Source organism: Bartonella vinsonii subsp. berkhoffii ATCC 51672 (assembly GCF_902825225.1).
GTDB classification, from domain to species: Bacteria; Pseudomonadota; Alphaproteobacteria; order Rhizobiales; family Rhizobiaceae; genus Bartonella; species Bartonella berkhoffii.
This window is the reverse complement of the sequence record NZ_CADEAK010000010.1, coordinates 1-19,637: the sequence shown is the minus strand read 5'-3', so window position 1 is coordinate 19,637 and position 19,637 is coordinate 1. Positions and strand designations below refer to the sequence as shown.

The 19,637-nt window shown below is 39.2% G+C and carries 20 protein-coding genes and 1 pseudogene; 14 read left to right on the top strand and 7 right to left on the bottom strand.

The window, feature by feature from the left end; all coding sequences use genetic code 11:
• Positions 1–21 precede the first annotated feature (21 nt).
• The gene (locus J7R10_RS05930) at positions 22–1,155 is read right to left on the bottom strand and encodes an ABC transporter substrate-binding protein (RefSeq protein WP_208436387.1); all 1,134 of its coding nucleotides are present in this window, start codon (positions 1,153–1,155) and stop codon (positions 22–24) included.
• Positions 1,156–1,469: 314 nt separating this feature from the next.
• On the opposite strand from J7R10_RS05930, the gene J7R10_RS05925 reads away from it, so the two are divergent.
• The 4 genes from J7R10_RS05925 to J7R10_RS05910 all read left to right on the top strand — a co-directional run bounded on the left by J7R10_RS05925 (position 1,470) and on the right by J7R10_RS05910 (position 4,340).
• Positions 1,470–2,045, top strand: a complete 576-nt coding sequence (locus tag J7R10_RS05925) for a cold-shock protein (RefSeq protein WP_010705691.1) — start codon at positions 1,470–1,472, stop codon at positions 2,043–2,045.
• A gap of 254 nt (positions 2,046–2,299) precedes the next feature.
• On the top strand, positions 2,300–2,821 hold the full coding sequence (locus J7R10_RS05920) for a DUF192 domain-containing protein (RefSeq protein ID WP_010705690.1): 522 nt from the start codon (positions 2,300–2,302) through the stop codon (positions 2,819–2,821).
• A complete protein-coding gene (locus tag J7R10_RS05915) occupies positions 2,818–3,591 on the top strand; it encodes an alpha/beta fold hydrolase (protein ID WP_010705689.1) in 774 nt (257 codons plus the stop codon). Before J7R10_RS05920 ends, J7R10_RS05915 begins: the two co-directional genes overlap by 4 nt.
• Positions 3,592–4,127: 536 nt before the next feature.
• Positions 4,128–4,340: a DUF3126 family protein gene (locus J7R10_RS05910; RefSeq protein ID WP_010705688.1), complete on the top strand. Its 213-nt coding sequence runs from the start codon at positions 4,128–4,130 to the stop codon at positions 4,338–4,340.
• Between the two features lie 45 nt (positions 4,341–4,385).
• On the opposite strand, the gene radC is transcribed toward J7R10_RS05910, so the two are convergent.
• Genes radC through sfsA form a run of 3 tightly spaced genes read right to left on the bottom strand, consistent with a single transcriptional unit; the run spans position 4,386 to position 6,738 of the window.
• The gene (gene radC / locus J7R10_RS05905) at positions 4,386–5,180 is read right to left on the bottom strand and encodes a RadC family protein (protein WP_010705687.1); all 795 of its coding nucleotides are present in this window, start codon (positions 5,178–5,180) and stop codon (positions 4,386–4,388) included.
• Between the two features lie 17 nt (positions 5,181–5,197).
• Positions 5,198–6,028: a type I methionyl aminopeptidase gene (gene map / locus J7R10_RS05900; RefSeq protein WP_010705686.1), complete on the bottom strand. Its 831-nt coding sequence runs from the start codon at positions 6,026–6,028 to the stop codon at positions 5,198–5,200.
• Positions 6,028–6,738, bottom strand: coding sequence for a DNA/RNA nuclease SfsA (gene sfsA, locus J7R10_RS05895; protein WP_010705685.1), 711 nt, complete (start codon positions 6,736–6,738; stop codon positions 6,028–6,030). The genes map and sfsA overlap by 1 nt, the downstream gene beginning before the upstream one ends.
• 319 nt (positions 6,739–7,057) lie before the next feature.
• Here sfsA and J7R10_RS05890 point away from each other — a divergent pair, with 319 nt between their 5' ends.
• From J7R10_RS05890 to ttcA, 4 genes and pseudogenes are all read left to right on the top strand, one after another.
• Complete coding sequence (locus tag J7R10_RS05890) at positions 7,058–7,894, top strand: RNA methyltransferase (RefSeq protein ID WP_010705684.1); 837 nt, start codon at positions 7,058–7,060, stop codon at positions 7,892–7,894.
• A complete protein-coding gene (gene murI / locus J7R10_RS05885) occupies positions 7,887–8,699 on the top strand; it encodes a glutamate racemase (protein ID WP_010705683.1) in 813 nt (270 codons plus the stop codon). Before J7R10_RS05890 ends, murI begins: the two co-directional genes overlap by 8 nt.
• A 183-nt stretch (positions 8,700–8,882) precedes the next feature.
• Positions 8,883–9,500 (top strand): 30S ribosomal protein S4, encoded by a 618-nt coding sequence (rpsD, locus tag J7R10_RS05880; RefSeq protein ID WP_010705682.1) that lies wholly within the window; start codon positions 8,883–8,885, stop codon positions 9,498–9,500.
• Positions 9,501–9,746: 246 nt separating this feature from the next.
• Positions 9,747–10,644 (top strand): annotated as a pseudogene (gene ttcA, locus J7R10_RS05875) (tRNA 2-thiocytidine(32) synthetase TtcA).
• A gap of 37 nt (positions 10,645–10,681) precedes the next feature.
• On the opposite strand, the gene rimO reads toward ttcA, so the two are convergent.
• From rimO to J7R10_RS05860, 3 genes are all read right to left on the bottom strand, one after another.
• Positions 10,682–11,995 carry a 30S ribosomal protein S12 methylthiotransferase RimO gene (gene rimO, locus J7R10_RS05870; protein WP_010705680.1) on the bottom strand — a complete coding sequence of 438 codons (1,314 nt, stop codon included), beginning with the start codon at positions 11,993–11,995 and terminating at the stop codon, positions 10,682–10,684.
• A 229-nt stretch (positions 11,996–12,224) separates the two neighbouring features.
• Positions 12,225–12,938: a transcriptional repressor LexA gene (gene lexA, locus J7R10_RS05865; protein WP_010705679.1), complete on the bottom strand. Its 714-nt coding sequence runs from the start codon at positions 12,936–12,938 to the stop codon at positions 12,225–12,227.
• A gap of 854 nt (positions 12,939–13,792) precedes the next feature.
• Positions 13,793–14,323: a helix-turn-helix domain-containing protein gene (locus J7R10_RS05860; protein ID WP_010705678.1), complete on the bottom strand. Its 531-nt coding sequence runs from the start codon at positions 14,321–14,323 to the stop codon at positions 13,793–13,795.
• Positions 14,324–14,475: 152 nt separating this feature from the next.
• On the opposite strand from J7R10_RS05860, the gene J7R10_RS05855 reads away from it, so the two are divergent.
• The 6 genes from J7R10_RS05855 to J7R10_RS05830 form a co-directional block, all read left to right on the top strand.
• Complete coding sequence (locus J7R10_RS05855; protein ID WP_010705677.1) at positions 14,476–14,769, top strand: helix-turn-helix domain-containing protein; 294 nt, start codon at positions 14,476–14,478, stop codon at positions 14,767–14,769.
• Between the two features lie 155 nt (positions 14,770–14,924).
• Positions 14,925–15,323: a hypothetical protein gene (locus tag J7R10_RS05850; RefSeq protein WP_010705676.1), complete on the top strand. Its 399-nt coding sequence runs from the start codon at positions 14,925–14,927 to the stop codon at positions 15,321–15,323.
• Positions 15,323–16,291 carry a ParB/RepB/Spo0J family partition protein gene (locus tag J7R10_RS05845; protein WP_010705675.1) on the top strand — a complete coding sequence of 323 codons (969 nt, stop codon included), beginning with the start codon at positions 15,323–15,325 and terminating at the stop codon, positions 16,289–16,291. The genes J7R10_RS05850 and J7R10_RS05845 overlap by 1 nt, the downstream gene beginning before the upstream one ends.
• On the top strand, positions 16,291–16,749 hold the full coding sequence (locus J7R10_RS05840; protein ID WP_026501401.1) for a hypothetical protein: 459 nt from the start codon (positions 16,291–16,293) through the stop codon (positions 16,747–16,749). The genes J7R10_RS05845 and J7R10_RS05840 overlap by 1 nt, the downstream gene beginning before the upstream one ends.
• Positions 16,746–18,719 carry a transposase domain-containing protein gene (locus tag J7R10_RS05835; protein ID WP_010705673.1) on the top strand — a complete coding sequence of 658 codons (1,974 nt, stop codon included), beginning with the start codon at positions 16,746–16,748 and terminating at the stop codon, positions 18,717–18,719. Before J7R10_RS05840 ends, J7R10_RS05835 begins: the two co-directional genes overlap by 4 nt.
• A gap of 305 nt (positions 18,720–19,024) precedes the next feature.
• A partial coding sequence (locus J7R10_RS05830; RefSeq protein WP_484792988.1) for a TniB family NTP-binding protein occupies positions 19,025–19,637 on the top strand: 613 nt, incomplete at its 3' end.

Sequence of the window (19,637 nt, the reverse complement as noted above, 5' to 3'; positions counted from 1 at the left end):
ATTAGCAAAATTTTTGTCTTTTTAAAAAGCAGGTTTAACTTCATCTAAATAGACGCGTTTACCGTTTTTGATTTCAATTATACCAATAGGAATTTTAGGATTATGGTTTTCATCCATCGTCATATCACCAAAAGGTGTTTGAAAATCCTTTAATTTGCTAAGTTCTGTAGTGATTTTTTCACGATCAGCATTGCCAGCATTTTCAATAGCTTTCATGAACATCATATAACTCGTATATCCCAAAACAGAATTGATATTTGGTTCTTTATCAGGATAAGCTTCTCTCCATTTAGTTGTGAATTCTTGAGCAGCTTTTGACATATTCGGCATGTTTTCACTATAGGGAAGTGTGGTATGTAAGAAGCCTTCTGCAGCTTCTCCTGCAATCGTAATGGTTTCAGGGTTATCCATAGCATCACCACCCATAATCTGAAACTTTGCACCTAATTCACGTGCTTGCTTCATAATGATGGCACCCTCAGAAAAGTAGGATGGAATAAATAAGATATCGAGTTTTTGTGCTATAATTTGTGTAAGAACAGCTGAAAAATCCTGATCTCCAGAATTGTAATTTAAGTTTGAGATAATTTTACCACCTAATTTTTTGAAAGCACGCGTAAAATAACTTGAAAGCCCAATCGCATAATCGCTTGAGATATCTTTGAGAATAGCAGCTCTTTTTGCATGCAAAGTCTGACTTACATAAGTGGCAATTCCAATACCTTGGTAGGAATCAATAAAACAAGTGCGAAAATAATATTTTTTACCTTGTGTAACAAGTGGATTTGTTGAAGACGTTGCAATGGTTGGAGTTTTTGCTTTTTCAGATATTTCTCCACCAGCCAATGAGAGTGAAGAGCCATAAGTGCCAATGATTCCACTTACTTTTTCACTTGCGGTTAAACGCATGACAGCATTAGCTGCTTCTACCTTATCAGACTTATTATCGATAATAATAAGTTCCACTTTACGTCCCAATATTTCTGGGACTTTTTTATGTGCCAATTCTATACCTCTAATTTCGAGCTGACCTCCAAATGCATTTTGACCACTTAACGGAAGGTAAACACCGATTTTGATAGGTTCACTCGCATAGACATTTGCTACAAATGCCATGGTAGCTGCGACTGTAATAAGGATTTTCTTTAATAACATTGCGCACTTTCCTGAATTGAGTTGTGGTTTTCGCACCTTATCTTGAAGTTCTTCATCATGCAAGTTACACATGAATGAAAATAGCATTGGTGAAAATCTTTTATATTATCTTTTTATTGTAAAACATCTTTTGTAAAATATGTAAGGCGTACGAGCAAACACTTTTATGAATATTCGTGTTGATATTAACAGTGGAGGTACGACAATATGGGGAAATCTTATCTTGGGGCTTGCGTGTTGAGGCAAGAGCAATGTTTACTTAAACGTAGAGAATCAATGTCGTACAATTTAGAACTACAGGATCACGTTTTATTATGACGATTAAGGATGCATTAAAGGATTGTTCCCTATCTGAGGACAGTATAGGTGCTTGTGGTGAGATTATTGAAATCAGTGGTGTCATTAAGTGGTTTGATGGTAGTAAGGGGTATGGGTTTATTGTACCTGATTTACCTCATTTTTCCGATATATTATTGCATGTTACGGTAATGCGGAGGGATGGTTTTCAAACGGCGTTGGAGGGCGCTAAAGTTATTTGTGCTGTAGAAAAGACTGAACGAGGGTTAAAGTGTGTTCAGGTAAAATCCATAGATTGCTCTTCAGCAATTCATCCGTCAGAGATTCCAGCCCGTACGCATGTTGTTGTTACTCCAGAAAGTGGTTTAGAGCGCGCAATTGTTAAATGGTTTAATCGCGATAAAGGGTTTGGTTTCCTTAGCCGTGGGCAGGGAACAGAAGATATTTTTATTCATATGGAAACATTGCGCCGTTTTGGTTTAGCGGAGCTTCGTTCTGGTCAAGTTGTTCTTGTGCGGTTTGGTAAAGGGGAAAAAGGCTTGATGACAGCAGAAATTTATCCGGATATAGGGATTCCGTTTGCTACGCATTAATACGCATTAAATCGCACTATTGAAGCCAAATGATCTCCTGATTTTTAAGGAGAGAGGTGTTGTTGCTCAGACATGATAGTTATAAAGGCAGTTATGTGAAGAGATATAATTTGTGACGTCGTAAAAGGTAAAGGGGGTTTTTAATATGATATGAAGAACAATAACAAGAATGCTCTCTTATCCTTTTACTTTTTAAATTTTGCTCTTTCAGTTTTATAAATGAAGGCAATGAGTTATCTATAGTGGAGATAAAAATGTTAAAGCCTTTTAAAAGAGGGCATATTGTCGTATTGGCACTATTTTTGATGCTATGGGAAGTGAATGTAGTTGCAGCAAAACAGCCCATAGAGATTCCTATTGATCCAGTTCCCTTAGAAATACAAACAAAACAAGATGTGGTCTCTTACAGGGTAGAGATTGCCTTTACACAGTCTCAGGCTGCTGCTGGTTTAATGTATCGCACGCATTTTCCACATGATCGTGCGATGCTCTTTAAACAGCAAGGAAATGAGCAGTTAAAGGATAAGGAAGAATTTTTTATGTGGATGGCAAATACACCTTTGCCCTTAGATATGATTTTTTTAAACGCTGAGGGGGTTATTGTGTCGATTGTCGAAAAAACTCCCCCATTTTCAAAAGATATTATTTCATCAGGGGTACCTGCAACTTTCGCACTTGAACTGAATGCTGGTGAAGTTTCTGAGAAACAAATACGGCAAGGACAACGTGTTATTCATCCTACCATTTGTGGGAAGTGCGAAGGCGATAAACAATGACAGCAGAGGATATTCGTTTTTTTGAATATGACGGTTTGCGATTTGCTTATCGAGAAGAGGGGCAGGGGGATCCTATCTTGTTAATTCATGGTTTTGGATCTTCCGCACGGGTGAATTGGTATGCAACGGGTTGGTTTCGTATCCTTACTGAAGCGGGATATCGTGTTATTGCTCTAGATAATCGCGGACATGGGGATTCTGCTAAAAGTTATGATTCTTCTTTTTATACACCTCAAGCTATGGCTGGTGATGCGGTAAGATTATTGCAGCATTTAGAATTATCTAAAGCGCATGTCATGGGATATTCTATGGGGGCTCGAATTAGCGGATTTATGGCTCTTTTATATCCAACATATGTACACAGTGTTATTTTTGGTGGCTTAGGTATTGGGATGGTAACAGGAGCAGGGGATTGGAAGCCTGTTGCTGAGGCTCTTTTAGCAGAAGATATTTCTACCATTACTAATCCGCGTGGTTTGATGTTTCGTAAATTTGCAGACCAAACTAAAAGCGATAGACGTGCTCTGGCTGCTTGTATTATTACATCAAAACAGGAATTAACAGCATCTGAGATTTATAAAATTAAACAACCTGCACTTGTTGCTGTTGGTTCATTAGATGAAATTGGCGGTGAAGCAGAGCCATTAGCAGCTTTATTGCCCAGTGGTGAAGCATTGCCAATCCCCGATCGAGATCATATGCTTGCTGTGGGAGATAAGGTCTATAAAAAGGGCGTTATCAATTTTCTTTCTCGTTATCCTATCGTATAAGAATTATTCGCAAGTTTTAGAGTTCGCAAAGTTCTCCAATATTTTTTATTTTGGGTAAGATAGATGAAGGAATAATAATAAATTTTTGTTAGTTTATTTTATGTATTTGTGTAGGAATGAAATTTTTTCTTATAGCTTTAACAAGCGTGTTCTGGAAATAGTTAAAGAAAACTATTTTTTATGATGCAATAGAATCTTTTGACAAATAAGGCAGTTGTAAAAGATATATTTTCAATATTTTATCAAAAACTGCTTGTAAGTGTAACTACTAAACTTGGGGATAAAATAGAAATTATTTAAAAATTGCGGTTTTCTAACTGTATTTTTTATTTTTGAAACTATACGAATATATTTAACGATCGTAGGATTCTTTAATAAAGGCCCCTCAGTCAATACACCAAATAATATTATCTCAGATATAGGTAATATAAGTAAAAATTGCGACTAAGATTGTTTATTATTTTTATAGAATTTTAGGAGTACCTTATTTACTGTTTAGGCATTAATTTAAAAGTCTCAAAAGACAGGAGAGCATTGTGAATGCTGATGAAATAAAAAAACTTGATAGTTATTTAAAAAACACATTCCAAAATTCAGCATTACAAGTGAAGGCACGGCCTAAAAAGGATGATTCTTGTGAAGTTTATATTGGGGATGAGTTTTTAGGTGTTATCTATCGAGATGAAGATGAGGATGAACTATCATACAATTTTTCAATGGCTATATTGGATATTGATTTAGAAAATTGATTCGTTGCAACTAATTAAATGAAGTCTTTTTTATTTAAATGAAAGTCATATAAGTCTTAACGCTTTAAAGCTCGTATGTTTGTTTCGTGCGATGATAAGGTGGTCGTGAACAATAATGCCTAATGCATTTGCTCCATCTTTTATTCTATGTGTCATAGTTATATCTGCTTGAGAAGGTGTGGCATCACCAGAAGGATGGTTATGCACTAAGATAAGTCCTGATGCGGACAATTCCAAAGCTCGGCCGATTACTTCACGTGGATAAACAGGGGTATGATCGATGGTTCCAGTTTGTTGCACTTCATCAGCAAGTAAACCATTTTTTTTATCGAGAAATAAGACACGAAATTGTTCACGTGTTTCATGAGCCATGACAGCTTTGCAATAAGCTAATACTTTATCCCATGATGAAAAAATATCACGTTTGAATAATTCTGCACGAGCAAGACGTCCAGCAACATCTGAAATAATTTTTAAATCGGTTGCCGTTGCTGGACCGCATCCTTCAACTTCTTGAAGCCGATCAATATTAGCACCCAATACGTCTGCTAATGAGCCAAAACGTGCGATCAAACTCTTAGCTATTGGTTTTGTATTTGCTCGGGGAATAGTGCGAAAAAGCAATAATTCAAGGTATTCATAATCTTCAATCGAATTTCCTTTTGATTTTAAATAGCGTTTACGGAGACGTTCACGATGTCCTTGATAATGTTTATGTATTTGTAAATTCTTCTGAGCTTTTTTATTTTTTATTTCTGGTATTGGATTGAGTGAAGGACTTGGTGTTAATGCAAAATGATTGCTCTGGATGTCTTCCTTTTTATTTGTTTTTTTAGCCATGACATTTCTACATTTATTTAGGCATATGAATTTGGAATATAAAAAATATTTCTAGGAGATTGCGTAAAAATTTCACATCCTTCATTTGTTACACCAATTGTATGTTCATACTGTGCAGTAAGAGATCGATCGCGTGTAACAGCTGTCCAACCATCCGATAAAATTTTAACCTGTGGTTTACCGAGGTTGATCATCGGCTCAATTGTAAATATCATACCTTGTTTTAATTCTACTCCTTCTCCAGGATTTCCATAATGGAGAATATTGGGCGCGTCATGAAATAGCTGACCAATTCCATGTCCACAAAAATCTCTGACAATCGAGCAGCGTTCAGATTCTGCATAATGTTGAATGGCGGCACCAATATCACCAGTGGTTGCTCCGGGTTTGACTACAGAAATTCCCCTCATCAAACTTTCATGGGTGATTTTTAGGAGACGCTCAGCAGCTCGTCTAATTTTTCCAACAGGGTACATGCGGCTTGAATCTCCATGCCAACCGTCGAGAATAAAGGTCACATCAACATTAACAATATCGCCTTCTTGCAAGGGCCTTTTGTTAGGGATGCCATGGCAAACAACATGATTGATGGATGTACAGCATGAATAACCGTATCCATGATAATTCAAGTCAGCAGGAAGGGCTCCTCGCTCCGCTCCAAAAGTAAAGACAAAATCATCAATTTCTTGTGTGGTGACACCAGGTTTAATGACATCTATAAGTGAATCAAGACATTCCGCAGCAATGCGACCAACTTCACGCATTTTGGTAAAAGCGTAATCATCAAAAATACGAATTTGTCCGTTAAATTTTAAGGGTATTTTATTATATTCAATATAGTCAATCATTACTTTTTCCATTTTTCTATTTCTACTCGATGAATCGGAAAAATACCTTTTGTACTTACGTGACATTTTACAGCATAAAATTCTACTCCAGATTTTAGCGCTAAATCAAATGTACGTCCATAGGTTGGGTCAAGGTCATGGCAGATTGTAAAATTTGAGCAATCCTCCCGTTGAATAACATAAAGCATAGCAGCTCGTTTTCCCTGTTGCACAACTTTTATAAGTTCTTCAAGATGTCGTGTGCCGCGTTTTGTCACTGTATCGGGAAATTCTGCTAATCCTTTTTTGCGAATAAAATGAACATTTTTGACTTCTAGATAAGAATCAGGGGTAATGCCATCACACAGAAGAAAGTCAATGCGTGATTGTCTACCATAGCATTGTTCTTTCAAAATAGTTTTGTATCCACTCAATTCTGGTAATAAACCCTTTTGAATTGCTTCTAATGCAAGCTTATTTGGTAAAGTCGTATTGATACCAACTAAAGTATTATTTACTTCGACAATTTCTAATTGATATGCATATTTTCGCTTGGAATTATTGTTATATGAAAGCCAAATATTAGCGTTGGGAGTTATCAATCCAAGCATCGATCCTGTATTAGGAACTGAAACAGTAAAGATATCTTGATCTTCTCCTTTAACATCAGCAAGAAAACGTTTATAACGACGGATAAGTTTTGCAGGAAAAAGTTTGGAAATAAAGAGCATATTCCTTTCTTAGAATTTATGTTTTTATAATTCAACCAGATTGTTATTTGTGAGTTTTAGAACATGTTTCAATAAGGCATTTTAAATGCATAAAAATGTTTAAAACAATTTACCTCACTACTCTAAGCGCCAAAATTTATTTTTTCTTCATAAACCATTATTAATTTTTAAAGTTGTTGCTTTACAATAAACTTTGAATCAAAAGATAATATTGACCGTAATTTGTTATTAAAAAGGTTCTTTGAGGGAGTATTTTAAAAGAAGGCTATGTTCAAAAAAAAAACAATAACAGCATAATGCGTGAGGTTAGGGAGAATTGATGGCTGGAACGAATAAGAATCGTGAAAATTTGACAAATGGTCCAATTATTATTTTAGTCGAGCCGCAGTTGCCTGAGAATATTGGTATGGTAGCAAGAGCGATGGCAAATTTTGGGCTTTCTGAGCTTCGATTAGTCAAGCCTCGAGAAATATTTCCAAATGAAAAAGCTATAGCTGCTGCGAGTAAAGCAGATCATGTCATTAATAATGCAGTCATTTTTGATACGTTACCTGATGCAATTGCAGATTTGCATTATGTTTTTGCTACAACAGCACGTGAAAGATGTGGTTTTAAAACTGTAAGAAGTGCTGTTGAAGCAGCAAGTGTATTACGTCAGCGTGAGAATATTGGGCATAAAACGGGTATTCTCTTTGGAAGAGAAAGGTGGGGACTAGAAAATGATGAAATCAGTCTTGTCGATGAAATCATTACTTTTCCAGTTAATCCTGCTTTTGCCTCACTCAATATTGCGCAAGCGGTTTTGTTGATGTCTTATGAGTGGATGAAATCAGGTTTGGAAGATATGAGCAATACGGCTTTTCGTGCAGTCGAGATGGAGCCAGCGAATAAAGCAACATTTCATGGTTTTTTATCTCAGTTAGAGGATGCTTTGGATATCCGTGGATATTTTAGACCTCGAGAACGCAAAGAAGTAATGCTTGCAAATCTGCGCTCTGTTTTTACACGCGCTCATTTTAGCGAATCTGAGGTTCGTTTGCTACGGGGGATTATATCTTCATTGGATCATTATTCGCCTAAGTTCCCACGAGGAAGTGGTGCGTCCGCACATCGTGAACGTAAAAAAATAAAAACAAGTGTGAAAACTGATGGATGAACGGCCCCTTCTTTTTTTTGATAGTGGCATTGGTGGTTTAACAGTGTTGAGGGAAGTGCGGCTTCTGATTCCTGAAAGACAATTTATTTATGTTGCTGATGATGCGGGTTTTCCTTATGGAAATTGGGAAGAAAATGTTTTAAAAAAACGCATTTTAAAGATTTTTACAAATCTTTTAACACTCTATAACCCTGTTTTATGTGTGATCGCTTGCAACACTGCTTCTACACTGATAATGGCAGATTTACGAAAGAGATTTCCGCATATTCTTTTTGTAGGAACAGTTCCCGCAATTAAGTCAGCAGCAGAACAAACAAAATCGGGTTTTATTTCAGTCTTAGCCACTCCTGCAACAGTTAAGCGTTCCTATACACATGAATTAATCAATTCTTTTGCTGCTCAGTGTCATGTTCAGCTTGTTGGAAGTGAAAAACTTGCTGGATTTGCTGAAGATTATTTGCGTGGAAAGCCTATCGATTTGCAGAAATTGCGTCATGAAATCCTTCCATGTTTTGTTAAGAAAGATGGCAAATATACTGATATTATTGTTTTAGCTTGTACGCATTATCCTTTTTTGATCAATTTTTTTCGTGAACAAGCTTTATGGCCAGTAGAATGGATTGATCCAGCAAAAGCTGTAGCCAAACACACAAGATCATTATTACCGGAAAGAGACCAGTCAGAAATCATAAAGAAGCATAAAGACTTTGCGTTATTTACAACGCAAAATATAACTTCTTCAACAGAACATTTGTTAAAAAGATTTCACTTAAATATCATCAAAGGAGTTGACTTTGGGATCTAAGATCAATAAAGCTACTTCAGTCTTTTCTTTCGAGGAAATGGCATGAATTGACGTGTCCCGTGGGTAGCTTTACCTATTATATGTTAAGCTATCCTGTCAGTCTTTTGATTTGAAGGCAGAGGAGGGCGCGTTTCCTTGAGATCTTACGATGAGATCTTGTATTCTGTTTTAAAAGGAAATGCGATGAGTAAACGCGAAACAACAAAATATAAAATTGATCGGCGTATGGGAGAAAACATTTGGGGACGTCCAAAGTCTCCAGTCAATCGTCGTGATTATGGACCAGGTCAACATGGTCAGCGCCGTAAAGGGAAGCTCTCTGATTATGGTGTACAATTACGCGCTAAGCAGAAGTTAAAAGGATTTTACGGTGATATTTCAGAAAAGCAATTCCGTAAAACTTATGAAGAAGCTGCTCGACGTCGTGGTGATACTGGTGAAAATCTAATTGGTCTTTTAGAATCGCGTTTGGATGCTGTCGTCTACCGTGCAAAATTTGTTCCTACAATTTTTGCTTCTCGCCAGTTTATCAATCATGGTCATGTTAACGTAAATGGCCGGCGCACGAATGTTCAATCATATCGTTGTAAGCCAGGTGATGTTATTGAGGTTCGTGAAAAATCAAAAAAGCTTGTTTTGGTCTTGGAGTCTGTGCATTTAGCAGAACGTGATGTTCCCGAGTATATTGAAGCAGATCATAATCAAATGAAAGCAACATTTACGCGTATTCCTGCTTTTGCGGATGTTCCTTATGCTGTGCAGATGGAACCCAATTTGGTTGTTGAATTTTATTCTCGTTAAGTTCTCTATAAGGGAATATTGCTCTCTTTCATTTTGTTATACATTCAAAAATATTAGTGTTGCTTTATATTTTTTAAAAGCTAACGAGTTTTTTTGTGAATGGTGCTATGTCAAGTTTGTTGTTATATTTTATAACAGCGTCGTTTGATGTAGCTCCATTTCTTTTTACAGATCTCGTCTTATCGCTCAATAGACATTCGTTTAGACTATGTTTTTTCTGTTGTTTTTGCAGAACAAGATATTTACATGCAGAATTATGGTATGATGGGTAATATTTTAAGTCGAATATCGAGCAATGGAAAAGAATGTAGAAAAAACTAATTCTTTGGCGAGGGAAGCTGGTGATTGTCATCCAATATTTCGGATTGCTCCTTCAACTGTGGAATTTAATAAATTGCGCAAACGGCTTTTACGCCATATGCGGCAAGCATTGGATGATTTTTCCATGCTTTCTTCAGGAAAAAAGTGGCTGATTGCTTTATCGGGCGGAAAAGATTCTTACGGGCTCTTAGCACTTCTTCTTGATTTAAAATGGCGTGGCCTTTTACCTGTTGAAATTCTAGCTTGTAATCTTGATCAAGGACAGCCAGGCTTTCCAAAGCATATTCTTCCAGACTTTTTAAACTCTTATAAAGTTCCATATCGCATTGAGTATCAGGATACTTATTCCATTGTCACAGATAAATTGGCAGATACGCAAACATATTGTTCGCTTTGTTCTCGGTTACGACGTGGTAATTTATACCGTATTGCACGTGAAGAGGGATGTTCTGCATTAGTTCTCGGACATCATCGTGATGATGTTTTAGAAACGTTTTTTATGAATTTGTTTCATGGTGGCCGATTAGCTGCCATGCCTGGAAAGCTTGTAAACGACGAAGGAGATCTTTTCGTTTTGCGCCCTCTTGTTTATGCTGCTGAGGAAGACATGGAAAAATTTTCTCAAGCTATGCGATTTCCTATCATCCCTTGCAATCTTTGTGGAAGTCAAGATGGTTTACAACGCAATGCAATGAAAGAAATGCTCAAAGATATAGAAAGAAGAATACCAGGACGGAAAGATACTATGATCCGCGCTTTGACAAATGTTCGTCCAAGCCATTTACTTGATAAGAATTTTTTTGATTTTAAGAGCTTATTATAAAGCTTAACTACTAAGATAATAAACCTAAACCTTACCCTTAAACCGCGACACCATAAAGATCATAAGTATCTGATTTTTCGATTTTTACGGAGACAAATTCACCAACACGTAATGGTCGTCGTGATGCTATATGTACAACACCATCTACTTCGGGAGCATCATATTGGCTACGACCTTTAGCAATTTTTCCTTGACTTTCATCGATGAGAACTTGAAGTCTTTTTCCGATTTTTTTCTTTAAAAGATGAGTAGAAATTTGTTGTTGTTTTGCCATAAAACGATGCCAGCGATTTTCTTTCACTTCTTCGGCAATCTTTTCTAATCCTAAATTATTTGCGACAGCACCTTTTACTGGTTCATATTTAAAGCAGCCAGCACGTTCAATTTTTGCTTCCTCTAGCCATTCGAGGAGTATATTAAAATCTTCATTCGTTTCGCCTGGAAAACCAACAATGAACGTTGATCGTAGAGTGAGATCTGGACAAATTTTTCTCCACTTTTCAATTCTACGATTTGTTTTTTCCATAAGAGCAGGACGTCTCATGTTGCGTAAAACAGTGGGTGATGCATGCTGAAAAGGGATATCCAGATAAGGAAGAATTTTTTTTGCCGCCATAAGCTCAATAACTTCATCAACATGAGGATAAGGATAAACATAATGCATGCGTATCCAAATGCCCATATCACCTAATTCGCGACAAAGATCAAAAAATTTGGTTTTTACTGTGCGATCTTTCCAAGAACTTTCGAGATATTTAATATCAATGCCGTAAGCACTCGTATCTTGTGAGATAACCAAAAGCTCTTTTACACCAGCCTGCACAAGTTTTTCAGCTTCGTGAAGAACATCCTTGATGGGGCGTGAAGTAAGATTACCGCGTAGAATAGGGATAATACAAAAACTACATCGATTAGAACATCCTTCAGAAATTTTTAAGTAAGCATAATGTCGAGGTGTTAAGCGAATACCTTGTGGAGGAACTAAATCAATAAAGGGATCGTGAACTGGAGGAATTGCTGTATGAACAGCTTGTATAACACTTTCATAGGCCTGTGGTCCCGTAATGGCTAATACATTAGGGTGTGCTTGACGAATAATATCAGGATCAGCACCAAGACACCCAGTTACAATCACTTTTCCATTTTCTTTGAGAGCTTCATCAATAGTGGTTAATGATTCATTTCGAGCAGAATCAAGAAAACCACAAGTATTCACAATAACGAGATCAGCACCTTGATGTTTACGTGAAATTTCATAACCTTCAGATCGGAGTCTGGTAATAATTCGTTCAGAATCTACCAGTGCTTTTGGACATCCAAGAGAGACAAAACTAATACGGGGTGCTGCCATGATAAATCCTGCAACTTTATAACATTAAATTTTGTTGGCTATTTTCACTTCATTAAGAATAAAAATGTGCTTTATCTTTGATAGATATGCAAGACAATTTTTTATGACATCATTTGTTTTTATAATGTTTTATGCGTGCAATATTTATATCAATGAGTGTAGTGTAATATGAGAAAATACTAAATTTTATTAAATGTGTGAAGTATAGTTAGGAAAATATTTTTATTATTTAGTATTTGCGAATAAGCCCAATAAGTTTACCTTGTATCTGTACATGCTCTGATCCATATATTCGTGTTTCATAGTGATGATTTGCAGCTTCTAAAGCAATAGAGGCTCCGTTTCGTCGATAACGTTTTAAAGTTGCTTCTTCTTTATCAATAAATGCAACAATAATTTCACCTGATATTGCTGTAGTTTGACGTTTAACAATTATAATATCTTTATCAAGAATACCAGCTTCAATCATAGAATCATCTTTGACTTCTAAAGCATAGTGCTCACCAGAATGAATCATATCTTCTGGTAAAGAAAGCGTATTTATTTGCTGTGTTACAGCGGAGACAGGCACACTTGCAGCAATGCGCCCCATAATAGGGATAATGACACTTTTTTTCTTTTCTATTTCACCATTATCAAGATCATTAAAATTTTTTGATATTCTTCTTTGATTTTTTTTTATCATACTAGGAGAAATTTTACGTGCTAAAGAAAGATTAAAGGTTATTTTTTCAGGAAGTCGAATCACTTCTAATGCACGGGCACGATTTGGTAAACGGCGTATAAAACCTCTTTGTTCTAATGCTATAATGAGTTTATGAATACAAGACTTTGAAGAAAGCTCTAATGCAATTTTCATTTCCTCAAAGGAGGGGGGAATACCTGTTTCTTTTATATGATTGTGAATAAACAAGAGGAGCTCATATTGTTTACATGTTAGCATTCAATATTCCAATTAAAAAATATCAAAAATAAAGAAAACATAAGCTAAAATGTATTTTATCTGCAAATACTTTACAAGTTTTTTGAGATAAACAAAAAATACTTTATTTTTTAAATTTTTAATTATGATTTCTTTTCTTAAGATAAATTTATAAATCCGTTTTGGAGAAGAGTTATCTACCTCTTCTTGAGAAGATAGCCGTGTATTTTGTAATTTCTGTTATAAAGAGCTTAGTTAAACGGATTCTGCTGATTTAAAAAGATGCTAGCTATAACATTGGGAATCAATTCACATATTGATCTTGACCTTTTATTTTCACTACAATTATTTATAGTTAAAATATTAAGTGTTTTTTTATCGTCATGCGTGATATTTTTAATATCATTTCAATTATTGTAGTTTGACACTAGGTTTTATACTAAGTGGGATTAGGTGGGATTAGGTAGGAATACGTGGTAATTTGTTGTTTTTATGCATATTTTTTACCTTAAAATGCGTGTTTTGTCAAATAAGATTTTGACACCTGAAAATGGCAAAAAGAGCAAAAAATGCCAAAAATTAGAATTTTGCACTAAAAGTAAGAAAATCCTTTGAAAGGTCTTTGAAAATGCTTTGAAGAATTTTAAAAAGTCTATGAAAGCCCAGAAAACCGGCTTTGAAGACCCTTTGAAAAAAATGAAGCAAAAAATGTAATTACCTTCAAAATCAGCCCAAAATGATCAAAAAAGCAAAATAGAAACGCTCGCTACCGAGCATTTCTATTTTTATTACATATAATCTTTTAAAAACAATAAGTTAATTTACTTTATTAATGTAAGGAGAAACGCTCGCATATTTTTCCTTTTAAAGGGGCATTACGCCGTATTTTGTGTGGTTGTTAGATGTGCTTTTTCAGCTTCAATTTGACGCTTTAAATGCAACTTTAGAAGAGGCAAAGTAAGCTCGACTTCTTCTGGGTCATTGATGTTTTGAACAAGCTCTTGCAACTTTCTATAAAGCTCTGCCGCTAATTCCGCTATATCTTCAGGGGGGAGTTTTATTTTTGCGTCGCGATAGGTCGTATAAGCTATGCGACCGAGCTTTTTCATAAGCCCAGTAGGGATAGTAGGTGCTTTAAAACCAGCTGCTTTCGCTTTTGCCATGTCACTAAACATTTCACCATTGCCGGTAACGAGCCAATCTAAGGATATTCCACAGATTTCTTGGTATTTGGAGAGAGCAGAGGCAGTCGGTTCACTTATACCAGTTTCATAAGTTCCTATAGAGCCAGCAGTTACACCAAGATGTTTGGCAAATTGTTTGCGCTCCGTGAAACCAAGGATGCGACGTACCTCACGAAAACGTTTTGCCAGTTCGGTTTTAGGCTCTGATTCAGGACGTGCCAAAAAAATCACTCCAAAGTCAATATAATTGTTGACTAAACAATTATATTGATTTATACCTCATATTACAGCCCGTTATTAAGGGCAGTTATTACACAAAGAACCCCACAAAAGACGGATGGTTGCGACATCCGTTTGAAGCAGGAGCGAAAGTTATGACTCTCACACAAACATGGGATCGCCATAGTATTTTAGCCGAGCTACGCCGCCGTAATATGACCTTGGCGGAGCTCGCGAAAGCATATCAAATACCGTCATCCAGTGTCAAAAACATTTGGACACGGCCTAACGAGAAAGCCGAACGTGCCATAGCCGATTTTATCGGTTTGCCCGTCGAGCAGGTTTTCTACGACCGCTACCCCAAAAGTCGCCGTCGTATTTTCAAAGCAGCAAAACATGCCAATACGGATTCGATAAAGCATTCCGCTTTGCGTGGTAACGCTGCTTAAACTTCGTTATACGGCTTTGCGTTTTTGCGCATTTGCCATGAATTTAAATACCATAAGATAAAAAGGTTTATCAATGTCTAAAGATCAATACAAAATGGGCAAGATAAATTGCATAGAGTTGTGTTGTCAAACAGCCGTTTTTATAGGGGGTGGTTATGGTTGCTGCTTGTAATTTATGGACCCCAGATGTCAGAAGCGATATCGTTAATCCTTATTCAGAAGTTGAACGTTTACAGGTGATGCTTTCCTGTTCTTTTAAGGCAGTGAGTGGTGGATTTAAGCATCTGCCGATCCGGTATATTATTGACCCTCCGCATGGCTTATTTGATGCGGCGTTAGCGCGGCAGATTGTTATCCATATTCTGCATTATCAGTTTGAGGTGCCGCGGCGGCGTATTGTTGCCATACAGGCACGGCAGCGGACTTCTATTTCTCTGTCTCTGCAGGTGATTAACCGGCGGTTAATGGAACCTGTCTTTGCGAAAGCTTATCAAAGATGGGCTGTGCGTGCGATGGATTTGTTTTTAAAAGAGATCAGAAAGGCGGCAGCGTGATGGCACAGTTTCAAAAGCTTGCTCTTGATGTGATTGTGGTGCCGGAGCGCATTCGCCCTGTAGATGATGAGCATGCCAAGGCACTTGCACAATCGATGGCGCGGGAGGGATTGATGAATCCGATTACGGTGCGTCATACCCCCAATGCTAAAGAAGGCAATTATACGCTTATTGCTGGTGCGCATCGGCTGCGTGCTGCTGAGCTTTTGGATTATAGCGAAATTGATGCGGTTGTGGTGCAGGCTGATAAGGACAATGCTGCGCTTTTAGAAGTGGCGGAAAATCTGTTTCGCAATGAATTGTCTGTGATTGACCGTGCGCTTTTTGTCCAGACTTACCGCGAATTATGGGAGAAGAAGTATGGGGAAATCAAGCGTGGTGGGGACAGAAAATCAAAGGGACAAGTTGTCCCTTTGATCGGTGGTGAGACAGATTTTGAGAAATTGGTGCAACTTGCACCTATTTCTCAAAGGGACAGCAATGCAACTTCAGATCACAATAAAATCGGGTGTGAAGGGGACAAAGTGGCAAAGGGTCAACTTGACCCTTTGCCAAATGATGATGACTTAAATGGCAAAGTGCAAAGTTTGCACTTTGCCACACATGTTGCCGATAGGATTGGTTTATCTACAAAATCAGTAAGACGCCTTAATAGTATTGCTCGACATTTACAACCGGAGTTGCGTTCGGTTTTGCGTGGAACAGCATTGGCGGATAATCAGGCACAATTGTTGAAGTTGGCGAAGATGGAGCCGGTTGCGCAACGGAGAGTGGCGGTTGCTTTTCAACAGGTTGAGGGGGATTTACGACGGGCCTTTGATTTGGTCAATGGGATTAATACGCCACCACAAATTAATGAACAGGAACGGATTTTTGCCCAATTATTGGGGGTGTGGCAAAGGGCAAATGAGCAAACGCGGGCGCGTTTTTGTGCATATTTGGAAAAGCAACCGGTGGAGGTGCAATGATGAAGATGCATGGTTGCGGGCAGCTTGATTTTTTTCAACAGCCGGTTTTTCCTTGCCGCGAACCGGTTGCGCAGATTGATTTAGAGCGGTTTCGTTCACACATGAAGCGTGCCATGGCACGGGCTTTACGCGAATGCCGAGTTGAACGCAGTGTGGTTGCCGAACGTATGGCGCATTATTTGGGCATTGGTTGTTTGAGTAAGGCGAGTTTGGATGCGTATGTTGCGGAAAGTAAGCAGGTGGATATTTCTCTACCGCGTTTTAAAGCCTTTGTGCGGGCGACAGAAGCCTTTTGGCTCTGGGATGAGGTGGTGCGTGAAGATGGATTGTTGTTGTTGCAAGGGGATGAAGCGCGTTTGGCAGAGATTGCACGGTTGCAGCAGGAACAGCGGGAGATTGCGGCGCGATTGAAAGCCATGCGCGCAACGCCGGTTCGCATTAAAAGGGGGCAGCCATGAAGGAATGGTTTAGTATTGCTGAATTGGCTGAAGCGGCTTTGCCAGGGGTACCGAAGAGCAAAAGTGGCTTTCGCAGGATTTTGTCGACGAAATGGCGCCATCATAGTGACTTGATACGCAAAGTTAAGGGAGCGTTTCGACCCATTGTCGAGATTCATCTCTCGTTATTGCCGGAGGAAGCGCGGGCGGCTTTGTTGGTGCGATTTGGAGTGGGTGTTTCGGGGGAGAGTTGTGGACAAAAAGAAGAACTTTGGGCACGTTATGAGGGGCTTTCAAAGGAGCATAAAAGGCGCTGTGAAGAGCGTTTGAAGGCGCTTTGTTTTATGGATGATTTGCTCCATGGCGGTCTTGGCGTGCATGATGCGGCAACAAGCACTGCGGTGCACTTTGGTGTGAGCCGGATGTCGCTTTTTAATTGGCGGCAGATGGTGGAGGGATATGCGCGCCCTGATTGGTTGGCAGCGCTAGCGCCTTGTTATGGTGAGGAGAATGTTTCGCAATTTGCGCTTTGTCATGAGGAAGCTTGGGAGGTTCTCTGTTCGGATTATTTACGTCCCTCTAAACCAGCATTTTCGGCGTGTTATCGGCGGATGGTTGTGATTGCACGGAAAAAGGGTTGGGAGCCAATTCCTTCGGAGCGGGCTTTGCGGCGCCGTTTTCATAAAGAAGTTTCCAAGGCGGCTGTGGTGTTGGCACGTGAGGGAGAAGAAAAGGCAAAAAAGCTTTATCCAGCACAACGGCGTGATCGTTCAAATCTGCATGCTTTGCAAGCGGTGAATATGGATGGGCATAAGCTGGATGTTTTTGTTGCTGTGCCTTGGGCGGAGAAGCCTGTGCGGCTTTATTTGATTGCCATACAAGATCTTTATTCGGGCAAGATTTTATCGTGGCGCTTGTCTGATGCCGAGACTTGGGAAATCGTACGTTTGGTGATTGGGGATATGGTGGAGGCTTATGGAATACCGGAGCGAATGACTTTGGATAATGGGCGCGCTTTTACCAGCAAATGGATTTCTGGGGGTGTGCAAAACCGCTTTCGTTTTAAGATTAAGCCGGATGATCCGCAAGGGCTTTTGACGAGTTTGGGTGTGCAATTGCAATGGACGACCCCTTATAGCGGGCAGTCTAAACCGATTGAGAGAGCATGGCGTGATTTAGCAGAAGCGATTTCGAAGCATCCTTTTTGTGCGGGGGCATATACAGGCAATAAACCAGATGCCAAGCCTGAAGATTATGGTAAGCGCGCCATAGGATTTGAAGCGTTTAAAGCCCATGTTGGCGCGCAAATTTGTGCACACAATGCACAAACAGGGCGCAAGGCGCTGACATGTGCGGGGCGTAGTTTTGATGAGACTTTTGCAGAAAGTTTGCAAGCCGAGGGGACGATTATTCGGCAGGCAACAGCGGCGCAACGGGCTTTATGGCTTTTGACCTCTGAAGCATTGCGTGCGCAAAAGGGTACGGGCGAGATTCATTTTTATGGCAATCGTTATTGGGCACGAGCATTGAATGAGCATGCGGGGCAGAAGGTGATTGTACGCTTTGATCCGGATCATTTGCATCAGGATTTGCGGGTTTATGATTTGCATAATCGGTTGATTTGTTTGGCACCATGCCTTTGCGATGTTGGTTTTTACGACCAGCAGGCGGCACGTCTCAATGGGCGTTTGCGTAAAGAGTATGTGAAGGCTGTGAAAGCCGAAAAGCAGTTGGCAGCTAAACTTGCTCCTGATCAATTGGCAGATGTTTATGGGCGCCTTGAGAAAAAAGATGAAGCGTTCAAATCCAAGCTTCCGATAAAGCCAAAGGTTACGAGATTGGTTCCAAACAATGTGGGGAATTTAGCTTTGCAAGCGAAGGAGGACGAGGCTTTGGAAGCCCAAGAATTTAGCCATCATTTGCATAAAGCTTTGAGAAAGTTTTCGGCGTCTGATGAGGGGCGTGAAGTGATAAAGTTTCCTAAGCAATAGGAAAAGGAGAGGGGGGATTTAAGGGGACTGGTTGAGGTCCATGTGCGGGGTTGAAGAATGAACAGAGAAAGGGGGGGGAGAAGTCTTATCCATTTCAAATCAATAGAATCGAGTTTTTATGCGTCTTTACCTGATTGGGTGAGGAGTATGGAGTGATTTAAGTTTCCCCTTTGAGTGAAAAGGTGCAGGGGGGAGATTGTCGGGAGCCGGTTGAGTATCGCGTACGGCTTGAAGAATAACACGAATGGGTAGGTGGGAGCCTACCCATTCAAGAGTCTAAAATCAATACGAGAGGGAGATTATAGATGAAATACGCGATAAATGCAACGGTCGATAAAAATCCTTGGGCGCGACCAAAAATCCAGCCCGAAACAGCAGCAAACCGCAACAGTGATGATATTGCTTTATGGAATGAGCTTGTGGATGCGGTGAGAGCTATCGCAAAAATGCATGATTGGACGAAGGCGGAAGTGGCGCGGCGCATTGGTATGCCAGATGGAACATTTTCGCAATGGTATGCGGGGAGTTATGCGGGGCAATTGGGCAAGCAGAATGCAAAAGTTCAACAGTGGGTAGAGGCTTTAAAGGAGGTTGATGAACTTTTGGAGCGTATACCTGAAAAGCCAGCCTTTCAGAGGAATCGCATTGCCAGTGAGATCATTGATACTTTAACGCTGGCACAAAGCACGGGCGATATGGTGATGATTACGCTTGATGCGGGCAGTGGTAAAACGGAAACCTGCCGCCATTACCGTGCGACCCGTCCGCATGTTTATCTGGTGACAGCAAGTCCGCATACGCGCAGTGTTCATGGTATTTTGAATGATATGGCAGCAGAATTGGAAGTGGTGGAATATAATCCCACCCGTTTAACCCGTGCGATTGGCAAGAGGTTAGAGCGGGTAGGTGGTGGGACGT